Source organism: Turicimonas muris (assembly GCF_002221595.1).
Taxonomy (GTDB): Bacteria; Pseudomonadota; Gammaproteobacteria; order Burkholderiales; family Burkholderiaceae_F; genus Turicimonas; species Turicimonas muris.
The window spans coordinates 257,937-275,271 of record NZ_NHMP01000004.1 but is presented as its reverse complement, the minus strand read 5'-3'; the positions used below and the strand labels follow the sequence as shown (position 1 = coordinate 275,271).

General features: G+C 43.5%; 16 protein-coding genes and 2 tRNA genes. 6 read left to right on the top strand and 12 right to left on the bottom strand.

Annotated elements, in window-relative coordinates; all coding sequences use genetic code 11:
• Positions 1–333: 333 nt before the first annotated feature.
• From ADH67_RS08315 to ADH67_RS08290, 7 genes are all read right to left on the bottom strand, one after another.
• Positions 334–672 (bottom strand): cytochrome c3 family protein, encoded by a 339-nt coding sequence (locus ADH67_RS08315; protein WP_066595322.1) that lies wholly within the window; start codon positions 670–672, stop codon positions 334–336.
• A gap of 11 nt (positions 673–683) precedes the next feature.
• On the bottom strand, positions 684–2,168 hold the full coding sequence (locus ADH67_RS08310; RefSeq protein WP_066595320.1) for an FAD-dependent oxidoreductase: 1,485 nt from the start codon (positions 2,166–2,168) through the stop codon (positions 684–686).
• 71 nt (positions 2,169–2,239) lie between these two features.
• On the bottom strand, positions 2,240–4,129 hold the full coding sequence (locus ADH67_RS08305; protein ID WP_066591418.1) for an IS1634 family transposase: 1,890 nt from the start codon (positions 4,127–4,129) through the stop codon (positions 2,240–2,242).
• Between the two features lie 105 nt (positions 4,130–4,234).
• Complete coding sequence (locus ADH67_RS13260) at positions 4,235–4,375, bottom strand: hypothetical protein (RefSeq protein WP_157108113.1); 141 nt, start codon at positions 4,373–4,375, stop codon at positions 4,235–4,237.
• A 99-nt stretch (positions 4,376–4,474) separates the two neighbouring features.
• Entirely contained in the window at positions 4,475–5,863 is a 1,389-nt protein-coding gene (locus tag ADH67_RS08300; protein WP_066595319.1) for an FAD-dependent oxidoreductase, read from the bottom strand.
• 12 nt (positions 5,864–5,875) lie between these two features.
• The gene (locus ADH67_RS08295; protein ID WP_066595316.1) at positions 5,876–6,499 is read right to left on the bottom strand and encodes a response regulator transcription factor; all 624 of its coding nucleotides are present in this window, start codon (positions 6,497–6,499) and stop codon (positions 5,876–5,878) included.
• On the bottom strand, positions 6,492–8,273 hold the full coding sequence (locus tag ADH67_RS08290; RefSeq protein WP_066595314.1) for a sensor histidine kinase: 1,782 nt from the start codon (positions 8,271–8,273) through the stop codon (positions 6,492–6,494). Before ADH67_RS08290 ends, ADH67_RS08295 begins: the two co-directional genes overlap by 8 nt.
• Before the next feature lie 613 nt (positions 8,274–8,886).
• Between ADH67_RS08290 and iscB the strand changes: the two genes are divergently transcribed.
• The 4 genes from iscB to ADH67_RS08270 all read left to right on the top strand — a co-directional run bounded on the left by iscB (position 8,887) and on the right by ADH67_RS08270 (position 12,049).
• Positions 8,887–10,242 (top strand): RNA-guided endonuclease IscB, encoded by a 1,356-nt coding sequence (iscB, locus tag ADH67_RS08285; RefSeq protein WP_066595313.1) that lies wholly within the window; start codon positions 8,887–8,889, stop codon positions 10,240–10,242.
• On the top strand, positions 10,239–11,171 hold the full coding sequence (locus tag ADH67_RS08280) for a helix-turn-helix transcriptional regulator (RefSeq protein WP_066595312.1): 933 nt from the start codon (positions 10,239–10,241) through the stop codon (positions 11,169–11,171). The genes iscB and ADH67_RS08280 overlap by 4 nt, the downstream gene beginning before the upstream one ends.
• 83 nt (positions 11,172–11,254) lie before the next feature.
• The gene (locus ADH67_RS08275) at positions 11,255–11,839 is read left to right on the top strand and encodes a pyridoxamine 5'-phosphate oxidase family protein (RefSeq protein ID WP_066595310.1); all 585 of its coding nucleotides are present in this window, start codon (positions 11,255–11,257) and stop codon (positions 11,837–11,839) included.
• 3 nt (positions 11,840–11,842) lie between these two features.
• Positions 11,843–12,049 carry a tautomerase family protein gene (locus ADH67_RS08270; protein ID WP_066595308.1) on the top strand — a complete coding sequence of 69 codons (207 nt, stop codon included), beginning with the start codon at positions 11,843–11,845 and terminating at the stop codon, positions 12,047–12,049.
• Positions 12,050–12,233: 184 nt separating this feature from the next.
• Here the strand turns inward: ADH67_RS08270 and ADH67_RS08265 are convergent, their stop codons facing one another.
• From ADH67_RS08265 to ADH67_RS08245, 5 genes are all read right to left on the bottom strand, one after another.
• Positions 12,234–12,581, bottom strand: coding sequence for a hypothetical protein (locus tag ADH67_RS08265; protein ID WP_066595306.1), 348 nt, complete (start codon positions 12,579–12,581; stop codon positions 12,234–12,236).
• Positions 12,582–12,748: 167 nt separating this feature from the next.
• Positions 12,749–13,120: a hypothetical protein gene (locus tag ADH67_RS08260; RefSeq protein ID WP_066595304.1), complete on the bottom strand. Its 372-nt coding sequence runs from the start codon at positions 13,118–13,120 to the stop codon at positions 12,749–12,751.
• A gap of 264 nt (positions 13,121–13,384) precedes the next feature.
• On the bottom strand, positions 13,385–15,127 hold the full coding sequence (locus ADH67_RS08255) for an IS1634 family transposase (protein WP_066595300.1): 1,743 nt from the start codon (positions 15,125–15,127) through the stop codon (positions 13,385–13,387).
• 206 nt (positions 15,128–15,333) lie between these two features.
• A tRNA-Lys gene (locus ADH67_RS08250) sits at positions 15,334–15,409 on the bottom strand.
• Positions 15,410–15,411: 2 nt separating this feature from the next.
• Positions 15,412–15,487 (bottom strand) — tRNA-Lys (locus tag ADH67_RS08245).
• Between the two features lie 262 nt (positions 15,488–15,749).
• On the opposite strand from ADH67_RS08245, the gene recA reads away from it, so the two are divergent.
• Positions 15,750–16,856 (top strand): recombinase RecA, encoded by a 1,107-nt coding sequence (gene recA, locus ADH67_RS08240; protein WP_066595299.1) that lies wholly within the window; start codon positions 15,750–15,752, stop codon positions 16,854–16,856.
• Complete coding sequence (gene recX / locus ADH67_RS08235) at positions 16,849–17,322, top strand: recombination regulator RecX (RefSeq protein ID WP_066595298.1); 474 nt, start codon at positions 16,849–16,851, stop codon at positions 17,320–17,322. Before recA ends, recX begins: the two co-directional genes overlap by 8 nt.
• Positions 17,323–17,335: the final 13 nt, after the last annotated feature.

The window sequence follows — 17,335 nt, the reverse complement described above, 5'->3', positions numbered from 1 at the left end:
GCTTTTATTTTAAAGGGAGCATTAATGAGAGTTTGTACAGCATAGAGCAACTCGTGCGAAATATCTTATAAATTTTTTATAAAAATTTAAAAGTCTAGATTTGACTGAACTAAAGTTCAGGTAAGAATTTTAGAGATGATCAGAGGTTGCACTATTAACTCGGATGTGTCTGGAATCCTCTCCCTCTAGTAATGCATTTTTGGACTGGTTTTTATTTTTTGAGAAAAAAGTTAGAAGACGCTATCAAAAAAAGAACCGCCATTAAGGCGGTAAGGAGGATCTCATTCCTAAAAGAAAGGTCGGCAATTTCGTCGGCCTTTCTTCTAAAAGGAACTAAGGAGTCTTATAGCCGAACTTGTGGCATTGATCGCATGTCAAAACCGATGGTTCATGCTGCTTGTGGCAGTCTCCGCAGGGCTGAGACTCGCTGTGGCCGTAATGAGGATTAGGCTTGAGTGCTGCAGTCTTTTGCTTGACGGCGTCCCTGCTGACATGGCATGTAAGGCAAACTGATTCATCGGGAACTTCTCGAGGTCTGGTTTGACCGTGACAAGTGTCACACTGCATATTCATCTGTGCATGTTTGCCATGGAGCTGTACCTGCGCCGATGCATTCCAGGAAAAGATCAGCAAGCCGGATACGCACAGAGCCTGAAAAATTCTGACATTCATTCAATGAGCTCCTATTGCATTAAGGCTTTCATGTGATCAGCGATGGCTCTGCCGATAACGGAGGCAGAAGTCAGCTGAGCACCGCCAACGTAGTTGTCGTAGAACAGACCGCCAGCGGCATTGCCGACTGCATACAAGCCTTTGATCGGTTTGCCTTCTGTATCCAGAACTTGTCCCTTAGTATTAATAAGCGGACCGCCGAATGTGGCTGTCATACCGCCTTGGAACGGAACGGCATAGAAAGGTGCTTTCAGAATTGGACGCGGATTCTTGTGAGTGTTTGGAGGAGTAAGCTGATCAAGCTTGCCTTCCTTCAAAGCTGTGTTGTATTCATCAACAATCTTCTTCAATTCTTCAGGATTTAAGCCGGCTTCTTTTGCAAGACCTTCGATGGTGTCAGCCTTATAAACAGGAGCTTTCTTAGAAGCATAAGAAAACCAGTCGTTCTTGAGCATCGGAAGATTATGAGTATCTTCGTCAACAATCATGTAGCCCCAGTTGTCTTTTGTCTTAGCGGCTGTGTCGCGGGACATTTCAACGTATGTGTGGCCTTCGTTGGTGTATCTCTTGGTTTCCTTAGAAACTGCGATACCGGTATTGACGATGTTCAACGGATTTGCACCTGTTGGGCCGTGGATAGGACCGCAGTGGTATTGATCAACGTTGACAACGCGCGGGAAATAAGGAGCTGTCAGCAGAATGCTTTCGCCGGTAACGGTGTTGGAACCGCGGACTGGCATGTTGGCTGCTGGAACACCTGCCATCATTGTCAGCATCATCTTGTTGGCAGAATAACCTCCGGTTGCCATGACAACACCGAGTTTGCCGATGTATTCTTCAAAACCTTTGGCGGTCTTAACCTTGACGCCGGTAACGGTACCGTTCTTAGGATTGTCTAGGAGCTCAACGGCTTTGGCGTTGTAGATGATAGGAATATTCAACTCTTTTGCTTTTTTCAAGAGATAGCTCATCAACTGTTTTCCGCCCGGCTTTTCTTCGCCGATTGTTAAGTGAGCTCTCTGCAGCATCGGCCAAACCAATTTGGCACCGACACCGTATTTAACGCCGACATAGTCGTGAAGCCAGTTCAGTGTGTCATCTGCATTTTCAGCGACAAGACGTGTGAGAGCTGGATCTCCTCTGCCTTGAGAGACCTTCATCATGTCTTCGTAGAATTTTTCAGTGGTGTCGCCGGTCTTCAAACCTTTTTCCTGCTGCATCTTTGTGTTGACGCCAAGCATGAAACCTGCGGAGTAAACAGTATTGCCGGCAGCAGAGCCCATCTTTTCCAAAACAACTGGCTTCAAACCGTTTTCTGCGGCGCGGATAGCGGTGACGATGCCGCCGATGCCCAAACCTGCGATAACGAGGTCATAAGTATGTTGAGGAAACTTTGTTTCTTCTGCTGCAGAAGCTATAGCGGGCATGGCTGCAAAGCCGGTAGCCATTGATGCAATGATTCCGCCTTTCAAAAGAGAACGTCTGGAAGTGTTCATTTTCCCGTCTTTTATGCCTACGAATTAAAAAAGGGCCTGTGAGGCCCCGTCAGCTCTAGTTTCTCTTTTTCTTAATTTTCTAAACTTATTGTAGTAGAAGAGAATAAATCTTTGACAGAAGTATAGAGTCGCATTTTCTTCCTCAAAGCGCTTGGGTCTTCGTAAGTATTTGGAGGCGTCAAGCCAACTAGATTCATAATGTTTCGTACTGTAGAGTCAAAGCCAGCGGTGCCGTAAAACTCAATCCCGGAGGTTGGATTAATCAATGATATCGTGGCTCGGTTCAGTCCTCTGATAATTCCATCGGTCGTGGCCGGAGTATTATTTGCCCGAAGTTTATATTCCAAATAACGATGGACGCATAAAGCTAAAAAGCAGATTAGGAAGTGTCCGCGCACATGATCCGGCAGCCGTAAATATACTGGTCTTGCCTCAAAAGTACTTTTTAAATGGCGGAAACTATCTTCAATTCTCCATAAGTTTTTATAGATTCTTACCACTTCTGAAGCAGGTGAACTCAATGATGTTTCGATAACATGAATTCCATCAAATTGCTCCTGTGCTGCAATTAGTGATTCATTTATTCTTGCAGTCTCCAAATCCATATCTAAGAGAATAAAACTTCTTCCTCCTCTTTTGAATGAGGTCTTGATCTTAGAAGGTTTTCCAACTAGCTCCTGAGCTTTCTTGATTAACCTTTCTCGGTCTTTTCTGTCTTTTCTGGCTCTGGCCTCGGTCCAGGTAACGATGAGTCTGCGTTTTAATTGGCTTTTTACGTATTTCCCAGATTTCGTTTTTGTATGGTTTAAGTTTTTCTCAAGTTGCTTTTCTTTCTCTTTGTCACCGTCTTCAAAGACGTATTCCGGCGACTCGTAGCTGATAGGACCGTTCAATTGAATTTCTTTGTACCAGCCGAAGTCTAAGATTTCCCCGTCTTCGGAGACTTTCTGTATTGGAACTCTGCCTTCCTCAGAGAGAACTTCTCTTTGTATATCGCTGCTTGCGCCTCTTATCTTGGAGGCTAGAACGTAGTTATCTCCGAGTTTTATCAGAGCGTCGATATTAGCTTGGCTGTTCAGACCTCTATCGGCAACTACCGTGAAGCTTTTAACATTAAATTTCTTCTTTAGTTCACTAACAAAGGGCACCATAGTAGCCCCCTCAGCCTGATTGCCTCTGTAGAGACCATAGTCGAGGGGCAAGCCTTGTTTGTCCGTAGCTAATCCCATAACTACTTGGACTTCATTAAATTTCTTGTCCTTGGAATAGCCAAAATCTCTTAGCGCATCTTGATCGGTACTCTCAAAGGCATATGTAGTTATGTCATAAAGACAAATCGAAGTATCCCTGTCGGGAACCAGCTTGCTGATTTGACGATTCCAGTATCGGATGATGTCGCTTTTATTCGCACAGAGTACATCCAGAGCTTTGTAGATTTGATTTAGATTATCAAACTCCATGCCAAGATAACGCTCGGGTCCTTCGATTGAGGAACGTCTCTTGGAGGACGGGGCAAGAATTCTGAGCAAAATTAGTTCCTTGGCAATTTCTGCTAAGTCATACTTGAAAGAGCCTTTCGTTGCAATGTAATCGAACTTAGCATCCAATTTAAGTTCATCATAGAGGCGGCGCAAGATAAGATAGCCGGCACTACGAGTACAAAAAACGGCACTAGGATCCAAAGTTTGTCGTTGAAGAAGCTCGGATAAATCTTTAGAAAGTAACTCAAGAGAAGTGGGAGTGGAAAGCAGTTTCCTACCCTCACAGTTGAGGTTCATCCGGTCAACCTCTTCTTGGATCTTTTGTAGTGCCGCAGGGTCTTTAGCTAAGAGGTCTTTTTTCTTTCCAAAGCGTTTAATGATTTCTCGAACGGGATGTTTGACACCTGGCTTTCGAATAGAACACTCGATATAAACACTAGAACTGTCTTTGTTAGAACTAAACCCCAACCTATAACGCATAGGACCCCCAAGATTTATCATTAAGCTAATTATACTACAGTTAATACATATTATTAGAAAATAAATTTAGGCAAAAATAAAGAACCCATCGGGGTTCAAAACGGATCAGACTAAATAAAAAGTATTAAAGACAGGAGGAAACTTTGTTTCTTCTGCTGCAGAAGCTATAGCGGGCATGGCTGCAAAGCCGGTAGCCATTGATGCAATGATTCCGCCTTTCAAAAGAGAACGTCTGGAAGTGTTCATTTTTTCTCCTTGTGTCAATATACTTATCGAAAGTATGGAGAAATCTTAATTTGTTACGTTTTCCAAGTCGTCAGTTAAAGATCTATTGATTTTTGAATTTTACTGTGCTAGGGATTTTGCAAATTTTGCTGCGTTTTGTCCCGCGATTCTTCCAAAAACAAAAGCATCGGTCAGTCCGCATCCGCCGAGTCTATTTTCTCCGTGAACGTTCCCGGTTATCTGACCGGCGGCAAATAAATTGGGAATCGGTTGTCCGGATGTGGTAAGACAGTTGGCGTCCGTGTTGATAGAGAGGCCGCCTAAAGTATAGTGAATCCAGGGATACATTCGCACAGCCCAGAAAGGAGGCTCTGAGGGAGTTTTTGAGCTGTCTCCCTGTTCAACATAGGCTTTGATTGGTGCAAACGGAATTTTTATGATTTCGCACAATTCTTCCAATGTGTTGGCCTTCCAAACTTGTCCGGCGAAATAGGCTCGGTAAAGGTTTTTTCTCAAGTCTTTGCCCATCTTCGAAATGTTTTCCGATCCTACGATTGTGTAGCATCTTTTGTTGCCTTGTGCGATAAGCGCTTTGCTGATGACATTGCGCTGAGCGGCTTCATCAACGAATCGTTCTCCATTTTCATTAACGAAAAACGTGTTCTTCACAAAAACATAAATACGGGCCGAGAACTGATCAAGAAACGATCCTTCCGGGACGCATTCCACGATATCCATGTTTTCCGCCTTTAAGCCGAGATCAATTGCCTTCTGCAGGACACTTCCGTGCCCGCGAGAATCAGAAAATACGAATTTAAGGCTTGGAACATACCGTTTGACCATTTCCGGATTATTTCCGAATCCGCCCGCCGCCAATACAATTGTTTTGGCATAAATCTGCTGGCGCATGCCTTTGTGTTCTACAAAAGCGCCGATAACATTTGAACCTTCAACAATAAAGTCCGAGAAGTAGGAACCTGTCATTATCTTAACCCCGCGTTGAAGGCAGGCTTCAGATAATTTTTGGATATATGAAGTGCCGCTGATGAGGCTTGGTTTGTGGCTTCTCGGGTGTTTGGAACCGTAAATTTGAAATACTCTTTCTTCAAAGACCACACCTTGTTTCTTCAGCCACTCCAAGGTGTCGACTGAGTTATAAGCAAGTATTTTGCGTAAGGCCGGATCGCCCTTTCCATGGGCTGATTCTTCAAGTTGTTGATAGAAGAATTCCGGACTATCGGTCACATGAATGAGCTCTTGGATTTTTGGATCGGGAGCATTGTAAAACCCGCCTGAACGCAGAGTATCTCCGCCGACGAAGGCTTCTTTTTCTAAAAGGATAACTTTGCATCCGGCGTCAGCAGCTTCTAAAGCAGCCGAAAGACCGGCAGCGCCTGAGCCAACTACAAGCACATCGCAGGAAGTAACAGCGGCTTCAACAATAGAAGGGGCAAAACCGAAACCTAAGCTGAAGAAGGCAAGTAAAGAGTTTAGTGTGCGGCGTTTCATCTTTTTGTTCGGTTACAGGTTTGAGGAATTATCCATGTCGCTAAGGAATTGGAAAAGTTCTACTGCATTTCCAACGTCCAGCTTTGCAAAAACTTTGCTCCGATGTGATTGAACGGTCCTTTCCGACATATCCAATACTTCGCCGATCATTTTGTTGGTTAAACCTTTAGCTACCTGACGGGCTACCATTTGCTCGGTCGACGTCAGCTGACTAAAAAGTTTCTGTAGTTCTTCGGTTTCCTTTTTTATTTTTCTCTGAGACTTATTCAGTTTGATGGCTTTCTCAACTAAATCCTTAAGCTTCTCTGGGATAGGAGGTTTAACTAGAAAATTGAAAGCTCCTTGCTCAACGCAATTCATCGCCATCTCAATGTCACCGTGGGCCGAGAGAAAAATGATCGGCAAATCAACGCCGCGTTTATTCAATTCCTGCTGCACTTCCAATCCAGAGAGAGAAGGCATTCTCACATCCAAGATAATGCATCCCGGCCGATCCCAATCGTCTCGTTCCAAAAAGGTTACGGGATCCTGGTAGGTGACGGTTTGCCAGCCGGCTAACTGCAAAAAGAAAGACTGAGAGTCACAAATAGTGGGATCATCGTCAACGATACGGACGAGAGGTGTTAGGTTAGCCATTGTGGTTCTCCTTATTCGCAGCGTATTCTACAGAGAAGCTTACGATCAAGCCGTTCGGTTGGTTTCTGGAAAAGGTCAAGTGGCCTCCGTGGCTTTCGATGATACTAAGAGCAATTGAGAGGCCGATTCCTAATCCGTCGGATTTCTTGCTTTGGATGGGCTTCCCTAGTTTTTCAAACTGTTCATCAGAAAGAGCAGGGCCGTTGTCGGCAATATGAACGCGGATCTTATCTTCATTTTCTGTAATCGTAATAGTGACTTCCGGGGATGATACGTCCTTGACGGCACTAAGGGCATTCTTGAGAAGGTTAAGAACTACCAATTCAATCTCAAAGGGATCTCCCTTAGCTGAAATGCTTTCGCTAGGAAAAACAGTTCTAACTTCTACGCCTTTTCTTTCTTGCTCTTTAATACTTTTCAAAGCACGCAGGACGGTTGGGATTAAATCGAACTCAACTTCTTTAGACGGTCTGTGTTTGGCGTAGCTTCTTACGTGGTCAACAATATCGGCGGTCCGCAGGGCTTGTTCTCTGAGCTTATCCAGTACCATTTCTACTTGGTTATCTTTTATTTTTAGTTTTTCAAGAAGAACTTTCAAACCGCTGGTGTAATAAAGGATATTGGTGATTGGCTGTTTAACTTCGTGAGCAAACATGGAGCTTAGCTGAGAGATTACGCGGCTTTTTTCCAGCATCTCGAGCCGTTCGCGGTTTTCCAATGCTCGTGACTCGATTAAATGCTGTTCGGCAATAGAAGCTTTAAGTTCTTCCGTCCGAAGGCGAACCAGCATATTGACGCGGACGATGTGAATCAGCACGGCAATTACCAGCGCAAAAAAGAGCCCGATTTCGAGTTTATGCGCAGCCAGAAAGTCTTTAACGGTAGTTTCTCTTAAATGCCGGTACGGACCGAGCTTTAAAGATTTCAGCAATTCAAAAACCTGATAAAAACTGCTTGCCGGAATCCATTCAAAATTATTTTGCTGAGGAGGAAAAGAGAGCAGGGAAAGCGTAATGGCTTTCACTGCTTGAGAGGGTGCGCCGTCCATCGAACAAAACACGACGTCCGGATACATTTTCGTGGACCGTGCGCATAACTCTTTCGGATCCTTAAGTCCTATCACTCGAAAATCTGATTTATTAATTTCTCCGTTTTCTGCCAATCGCTCTAATTGGCATGGCCCAAAAATTCCCACGTCGACATTTCCGACTTTTAGATGAGTCAGGACATCCGGGAACTGATGTTCCGTGAACTTAACATTTTTGAAGAATTTTTCCGGATTGAATCCGGCATCGGCAATTTCGCCGAGAGGAACGAGCCAACCTTCAAAGTCAGTTTCGGTAGCCGCAGCTGCGGTTTTATTTTCTAGATCTCGGAGAGTCTGAAGGTCTTTCCGATCATTTTTGACGACAAAAGCTGCAAAAACGGCTTTTTCAGCGTTGATGGCTTGAGGACGTTTTACTGTAGCTATCTGTTGCGCTCCTTTTAAGCTCATTAAGGTAGAGAAGTCGCCCGCTGACGCTATAAGGAATTGAGGTTTAAGTTTTTCAGTCTCTTCAATGATGTTTTTCGGTGATATCTCAATGATTTTTAGTTTGTAGTTAGGCAACTCTTTTTGCAAATGCTCGACAGTTGGTACAAAAGTCTCGAGATAAAAGTCGGGATCAAACGTATCAATGAGGCCAATAGTGATTTCTTCTTTTGCTTGTGTAATAGAAGCAAGGAATAGAAAGCAAAGAAGAAGTAACTTCTGTTTGAGAAATGCCGTGTTCATCTGAGAAAGTTTTACACATTTTTCTGGGAAAAGCTATTGGTGAAAGATTGCAAGCAGAACAGAAAGTTCGATGGATTGTCTTAGAAGGTTTTGGCGTTCCCATCACGCAAGAGTCTTGATTAGGATAATAAAAAGAAGTAAGAAGTTGAGGACTCAAAGGAAGAAGATAGGACTGTCCTGCTGGATGAAAAAGTGAAAAGCCCGATGGAGAAAGTATTATTTAAAGTCGGAATTTCCCTTACGGCTACTTCTACGGCTGAGGTCCCAGATGTGTAATTGTCGTTTGTACCAATATTCCTTTTTCATCAAATAGATCTCTGAAATAATCAATTTGGTCAACTACCCCGGGCTAAAAGCCCGAGGCTTGCAAAAGTCTGGTTGACCAGCTTCAGTCAGCAATGCTGACTACGTTGCAAAGAGGTTCAAGACTCACTCCGGGGTGCTTCCTCAGCTCCGGACCCTGAAAGTTCCGAAAGCAGACAAGCTATGGGTAAGTACGAAACGGTTCGGAACAAAACGCCGCTCTGCAACATTGGCGAGGGGAACAACACCGAAAGGTGTTTGCCACGGACAAGTCGAAAGACAAGTCCAGTAACCGTAAGGTAATTTATTTATGACGACATTCGTATTTGTATTAGATAGGAAAGGCCGGCGCCTGATGCCCTGTCATCCGGCAAGAGCAAGGAAACTCCTGAAAAAAGGACGGGCACGGGTCCATAAGGTTTTCCCGTTTACAATCCGTCTAACGGATCGTGAACTGGAAAACTCATCTGTCCAACCGATGCTTATCAAGATTGATCCGGGTTCCAAAGAGACAGGTATTGCTCTAGTGCGGGAAGAGAAAAACAAAGAGCATCATGCTTTGTACTTTATCAATCTTCAGCATCGAGGTCAGCAGATTCGCAATGCACTCCACAAGAGGCGTTGTTTGAGACGCAGCCGAAGAAGCCGTAATCTCCGTTACCGCTCACCCCGGTTCCTGAACCGCAGGAGAGCAGAGGGGTGGCTTGCTCCTTCCCTGCAGCATCGACCAGACAGCATTCTTTCTTGGGTTTCTCGATTGCGCAAGATAACCCCTGTTGAAAGAATCAGCCAAGAGCTTGTAAAGTTCGATACGCAGCTTACCCAGAACTCGAAAATTGAAGGGATTGAGTATCAACAAGGAGAGCTGACTGGTTACGAACTCCGGGAGTATCTGCTTGAAAAATTCGGCCGCAAGTGCATCTACTGCGGAGCAGACAATGTCCCACTTAATATCGATCATGTAATACCAAAATCCAAAGGCGGCTCTAACAGAGTCAGCAATCTCGTTTTAGCTTGTGTTCAATGCAATCAGAAGAAAGGCTCAAGGAGCATTGAGGAGTTTCTGAAAGACAAGCCGGAAGTTCTGCGGCAAATCAAGAATCAGTTAAAACAACCGCTTAAAGACGCAGCTTCTGTTAATGCCACCCGTTGGAAACTGTTTAACAAACTGAAATCAACTGGTTTTCCCTTTGAAGTTGGTTCAGGAGCTTTAACTAAGTTTAACCGCAAAAAATTCGGTATTCCAAAAGCGCATTGGCTAGATGCACTCTGTGTGGGCAATGTTCCATCAGTGACAAATTGGAGAAACCTCAATGTTCTGAACATTAAATGTTGTGGCCGTGGAGCCTATCAAAGAACGAGAACTGATAAGTATGGATTCCCACGAGGAATCTGCATGAGGCAGAAGAAAGTTTACGGATTTTCAACCGGAGATATGGTCAAAGCGATTATCCCGAAAGGCAAGAAAAAAGGCGTGTGTGTGGGAAAGGTTGCTGTCCGTAAAACAGGATCTTTCAATCTTCAAACCTCCGGCCAAACCATACAAGGTATTTCCTATCGCTATTGCAGATTAATTACACACTCGGATGGCTATTCCTACAGTTGGAAAAGCTGTCCAATTCCTCCTCGGGTTGAAACCCGAGGTATCCTTGGAGAAGTTAGATGAATGGAAAATTTCCGGGTGAAATAAGGGACGCCCCGCGTAATTCAATGGATTTGCTCGACTTACCTCAGTCAGAAATGTCGCAGTCCGACAATTCTCTTCTGCTTTATGCCCAGGATGTAAAAGGCTCTTGCGTCTTTCAAAAGGATGACAGCTACCAGTTAGCATTTATCTTTTTGCAGCAGGGACACTTTTTTCTCGAGCAGAAAGGTAATCAAAGAGAGGTGCCCAGCCAGTCGGTCTTTTTTGTAGATCCTAGTGAAGACTTTTGTCTCAATTTTGTGGAAGACAGTAATTTTTATCTTCTGCTGATCTCGTCTTCTGTTTGGTCGAGCCACATGGTATATCGGCCATCTCAACTGTTAGGAGTGCGTATTTCTCTCCAAAACAACTTAGGGAAAACAAGCTTAGATACACTGAGGGCCGTTCGACGGATGTTAAAGAAGGCACATCCCCTTGAGCTCGAAAGCATGTGTATCGGCTTTCTTTACATTCTTATGCCGCTTATTGCTCAATTTCGTCGTCAGGCCAAAGGATTAGACGGGACACTCACAAAACATGAGATATTGAGGCAAAAGGTTGAGAGCTATCTCAAAGAAAATCTTAATAATAAGGAACTGACGGCCACGGAGGTTGCCTCATTCTTTTCCATTTCTAGCCGACAATTAAACAACATTTATAGCCCGAGCGGAACCACTGTAATGGCACGTTTAAAGGAGCTTCGGCTTTCTGAGGCAGCAAGAAAACTCCGCGAACACCGCTATCAAAAACGTTCTGTCCGCGAGATTTCAGAGCTGTGCGGATTTGGAAGTTTTGAAAATTTTTGCCGTTCTTTCAAAAGTCATTTTGGTGTGAGTGCCACAGAGTGGAAAGCAAAAAGGCTTCCTAATGTGCTAAATGCAGTGCCGGAAATATCAACCTTAGAAAGCTGATTTTTCTAAATTCCAATAGAGTGAGCTCACAAGCTGAACACGAAAGGCTTGGTCTTAATGGCTTAACTCTAAAGGAGAAAAAAATGAACCTCTTACGTCGTTCAATCCTCGTATCTAGCTTTGCTGCTTCTGTTGCACCTTTCGCATTTGCCTCTGGAACAAGTACGGAAAGAGAAATGCGTCGCAAGGATCGGCAATTAACAGAAGAAGAATGCTTTTATCTTATCCGTCATACTCCTCATGCCGTGCTTTCCACAACAGACAACTCCGGAACTCCATACGGCGTTCCTGTCACACCTATCCTTTTGAATGGCAAACTCTATTTCCATTGTTCTAAAGCAGGCGGAAGAAAGGTAGACAACCTGCGACAAAATGAAAGAGTTTCTTTGTGCTTCATCGGTAAAGATGATATCAATCAAAAGGAATTCGCCGTTGATTTCGCTTCTGTGGTTGTTGCCGGCACGGCCAAGGAGATCACTGATCCACAAGAACTCAGAAAAATTCAATTAGAAATTTGTAAGATCCATGCTCCGGAGGCCGGTGCAAAGGCTGCTGAAGCATATTTCGATAAGGGTGGAAAGGGCATTACTGTTTGGGAGGTTACTCCGACAAAGATTTCCGGAAAATCTCGTAATAAGCACTTGTACTTTGGCAAGAACAAAGGTTAGTGCATGCCTATCGTCACTATTAAAATCACTGGAGATGAAGAATCTCCAAGTACTGAATCAAAAAAACAGCTAATCTCCAAAATAACTAACGTAATTGGTGAGGTTCTACACAAAAACACCCACAACCTCTGCGTCATCATTGAAGAAGTACCTATGGATAGTTATGGCATTGGAGGAGTAACTGTAAGAGAACTTCGCCGAAGGAAGTAACATCTGATTAATGAGGTAGAGGATTGAGTCTTCTGCCTCTTTTTTCACAATTCCTGAAGAAACTTTTTGGCTATTCTAAAAGAGTGAGCAATTGTAGAGTCATTAGGAAATGGTGGGGCGAAGAGAGTAGGTCACACTAGAAGCCTACTCCAATTTAACTTAATGAGTATATATGGTTAATAGATTATGGTTTTAGTCTCAAATATTCTGGAATTTCTTTGTACCCGATCAGCCACAATTCGCCGCAGATGTCGTCGCCGACTTGTGGAATGTAGTCACTACATTGCTTGCAGCTAGTGTACGCATATAAATCAAGGTCTTTGTCGCCGTCTGTGATTTGAACCTTCAAGCGGTAAAACGGATGTTCATTGATAAAGAGGGCAGAGCATTCCATCACTGGTCCTCGGAACATATGCCACGAACAGTAACGGGAAGGATCAAGAATTTTCATCCCGTTTGTGCGGACGACCACGTAAGGAAAATCTGAAGCAGATTTTTCAGGATAGTTCTTTAAGAACTCAGTACGAGCCATTTCATAAAATGGACCAGTAGAAATGTGAAATTTTTTTGGTTGGACTTTTCGAACTTTGTTCAGAAGGCCAGCAAATTCAAAAGAAACCTCTTTCTCTAACTGGACTTCGTCTTTGAAAAATTGCAGAAACGGAACATAAAAAGAAAACTCTCTAGTACCCAGAGATCCTACGATCTCTCCTTCAAATCCATTGGGCCAAAAGCATACTGCTTCAACTTTAATTTTTCCGGGATGTCTTCAAGACGCAGAAGTGCGTCCTCGAAGGTCAAATATTTACCGTCGGTTTTCAGCACACAGTCTAAACAATTAGGACCGGCGTTAACATTTCGCCGAATTAGTAATACAGTTTCCTCGTCTATCTTTTGGGCGGCTGCATAAGGCACAGTTCCGCGGTGCACTTCTTCGAGAAAGTCTTCTTCAGTCATCTCCCTAGGAAGATTAAGAAATTGTTCTAAGACGCCTGCTTTCTCAGTGTCGTGTTCCTCCCTAAAAAGTGTTTTATTGCCTTCAAAAATGAAATCTTTTTGTTGTTCTCCCATATTTCCTCCCTGAGTCGGTGGGTTTGGTTAGATAATTTTCATAATGAATTGAAATAAATAATAGAAGCAGATGCGACTAAATAGGCCTGAATGATTTTGATTCCAACAAGGCTTTCTCCTTCAGATTTGAGGATTCCACGTTTATTGCTGTGCGGCAAATTGGTTTTTAGCTGGAGAAATCGTTAAAGGAAAAGCTTCGCTGTTTTTCCTAGCTTCTCACTAATAAGGAAAGTTAGTAGACGAAGGGGTGATCCTGAACTTTTCTTACCTAGATATAAAACTATCTAAGACAAATGTTCCCTCGGGCAGCGGTACTCTTGCAAATTTGTAGTAGTCCCGTTGCTTGGGAGTGAGTTGATCCCAGAAATATTTCACCGGCGAAGTTCCCATGCACTTTGTCACTCCAACATAGTTAAGGTCGTCGATCATCTCCGGCACGCTGTTATCTGGAATGTTCCGAATTTTCTCTGTTCTAAGATACTCTTCTTCTGTTGTCTGATTAACACGATGACGAAGCATCATGCGCAAGCTCACAGCTAGATAAATAACAAAAATTTTGGCATGTAAAGAACGTTCCTGACATCTGGCTCTCCTTCCGGCACATCGTTCTTTAAAGTTGTTGAAGCCTTTTTCGGCAACGTCTCGGCTTCTGTATTTGAACAGGCATTCTCGCGGACTTGATATCGAATTTGATACCAGGTAGAACAAACCGGAATTTTGCTGAATGCTTAGCCATTCTTCACTTTTAAGCTCCCATTTTCCTTTTTCTGCTCTCCTAAAGTACGCTTTTAAAGAAGTACTCGGGTCGCCCAATTTCTTATTCATCCGCTTTTTTCTTTCTCTTTCGGTAATTTCTTCTAGACATCCATGAAGGATTAAATCGTCTCGATGAAGTTCACTCCCGGCCTTGTCCGGGCTGTAAAACATATGAACGTAGACCTCCGAATCAATCTGACCGAGCTCTTTGGATTGGAAGTTATAGTTCGCCTTGCATGCTCTTCCGAAGCATTCGTACTCCGGGATATATTCGAGAGGGTTTCGAGCCTTTAGAGTTTTCCAATTTGCTTTAAATGTATCGGCAATGATTGTGCTGTTGGACTTAACGGCCAGGATGAAATTCGTATGCTGAAGATATAGCAGCTTCAGGTTCTCAAAACTATCAAATCCTCTATCAAGGATTAAATTGATTGTATCGACATCAATGTTCGAGAGATCTAGAAAAAGTTTTTTTAAAGTGGATACATCAGCCGTAGCTCCATTAAGCAGTTGATAGTCAATAGGTTCCCCGGTATTGCAATCCATCAGAATCCCAAGCACCATCTGCGGCAAAGGATCGTGCTCTTTGTTAAAGCCGTATTTAACAAGCGGTATCGTTTCGGAGTAAGAAGAAATAGAAGTTGTGTCATAGGCCCAGTAATTGGGGTTGTTAGTTTCGGAACTCCTAGCGGCCCGCAATTTAAGATATTGATTACGCTCGTCGAAAGTTATTGACTCAAAAAGCTCTGTACAACGTTTGGCGCTGAGTGGCTGCCCAGGCAGTAAAGTCCGTTCTGCTGTATGAAAATAACTGTCGATATTAAGATGCGGGTGAACAAGAAAGTAAATGGCTAGAGAAATAATATCGGCAGCTTTTTCTCCCCAGACGGTTTTGAGATCTTCGAGGATTCCTGCCTGTTCTGCTATTTCTAAAAACAAATAGGAGGCCCCGGCATTCAGCCTTGATTGAGTGGTAGGCCCGAGATCCGGAGCATCTCGATAAGTGAGAATGCAATGTTCCTTATCCCAGTAGAGGTTCAGGCCACGGAACTGAGGATTCTTGTTGAGAAATTTTTCGCTAAATTCAAAGGCACCCGTACTTTCATCAAGAATTCTTCCCACTGTTTCGCTGCTAATGCGTTTGGAAACGCCGTCTACCCATTTATTTTTACACCTGAGAACGTAAGAAGCATTTTTGGTTTTCTGAACTAACAGTGGGTGAAGTTCATTTGAAAGAGTTTGAAAAAACATAGGGAGCCTCACTAGATATAAGAATTATATCTAGAAATAAAGATAAAACTAAACCTCAAACGGCCAAAACAGGCTCTGGATAAGGGGTTTAGGCGCTCCGGCTAAAAGATTTTGAGAAATATATCTAGTTTAGTAAAGTTCAGGGGTGATATGGGTCGAATGAAAAGAAAAACCCGCGCTCTTCGAAAGAGTCACGGGTGGTATTCTGGTGGGAGCACAGGGATTCGAACCCGGGACCTACGGATTAAGAGTCCGCTGCTCTACCAACTGAGCTATGCTCCCTCTGGTGGGCTGTGCAGGACTCGAACCTGCGACCAATGGATTAAAAGTCCACTGCTCTACCAACTGAGCTAACAACCCGTTTGATTTGTGTTGAATCAATCCAGGAGTCGAACTATACATCCCTTTTTTTTATCCGTCAAACGATCTGCACGATTTTTTATTAAATTTGTTGTTTTTTTCCAAAAAGTCTAAAAATAGTTAAATAAAAGACATAAATTGACGCATATAGAGGAATAATTCTCATAAAAGATTGGAAAAAATAAATCTTTTGCAAAGAAAAACTATTCCAATTAGTATTTACAGAATCAGTTTATAAATAAGAAAAAGTTAGGAAAAAGAAATGGCAGAAAAGAAAAAAGCAAAACCGCAGGTGGTGCAGGTAGTTGACCCGGAAGCACGTAAAAAAGCTCTTAAGGTCGCTCTTGATCAGATTGCAAAACAGTTCGGTAAAGAAGCAATTATGCCGATGGGACAAAAAACCGTCCAGGAAGATCTGGAAGTTGTTTCCACCGGTTCCTTTACCTTGGATATGGCCCTTGGTGTCGGCGGTCTGCCCCGCGGAAGAATTGTCGAAATCTACGGTGCTGAATCTTCCGGTAAAACCACGCTGACACTCCATATCTTGGCTGAAATGCAGAAATTGGGCGGAACATGTGCTTTCATCGACGCTGAACACGCTTTAGATATCAAATACGCTAAGGATTTGGGCGTAAATGTGGACGATCTTCTTCTTTCTCAGCCTGACAGCGGTGAACAAGCTCTTGAAATTACCGATGCTTTGGTTCGTTCCGGTGCGGTTGACCTTGTCGTTATCGACTCTGTAGCAGCCTTAACACCAAAATCAGAAATTGAAGGTGAGATGGGCGAAGCCCTTCCTGGCCTTCAGGCTCGTTTGATGAGTCAAGCCCTTAGAAAGCTTACCTCCAGCATTAAGAAATCCAACGCTTTAGTCGTCTTTATTAACCAGGTCCGCCAGAAGATCGGCGTCATGTACGGTCCGTCAGAAACGACGACAGGCGGTAACGCATTAAAGTTCTACTCTACTATCCGTATGGAAATTCGTAGAACAGGCGGCGTCAAGAAAGGTGATGATGTTTTAGGTAACGAAACAAGAGTTAAAGTCGTTAAGAACAAAGTTGCTCCTCCGTTTAAGTCCGCTGAATTCGAAATCATCTACGGTAAGGGTATCTCCAGAGAAGGTGAAATTATCGACCTCGGAACCGAGATGGATATCTTCGGTAAGTCCGGCGCTTGGTACTCTTACCAAGGCAATAAGATCGGCCAAGGTAAGACAGCCGCTAGAGATTGGCTCCACGCTCATCCGGAAGAAATGAAAGCTATCGAAGAGCAAATCAAAGCTAAGATTGCTGAGAACTCCGGTTTGAACAACGATGACGATGAAGAAACCTTAATGGAAGAAACTTACGAAGATACAGCTAATGCTTGATGATGACGACAGAGTTCGGTTAATAAAACAAAAAGCTGTGGCGCTCCTTGCTGTCAGGGAGCGCTCTCGTTTTATTCTCCGCAACAAATTAAAAGAAAAATTTTCTGAACTGGAAGATTTGCCGATAATCGATGCCTGCCTCGATGAGTTGGAAGGTAAAGGGTATCTCTCCGATGAACGTTTTGCTCGCGCTTCTTTGGTAACCAAAGCATCACGATTCGGAGATCAGCGGCTTAAGTGGGAACTTCGGTGCCAGGGCGTCAACTCTGAAACGATTAACTCTGTCATGGAAGAGTTTGAAGAGTCGGAATTCGAACGAGCAAAGACACTCTGGGAAAGAAAATTCGGTGAAGTTCCCGAAGATCAAAAAGAAAGAGCAAGACAATTTAGGTTCTTAGCCTCAAGAGGATTTTCTTTCAAAACTATCAATCAAATTATTAAAGGTGATGGGGACGACTTCGACTAAAAGATGAGCTTGC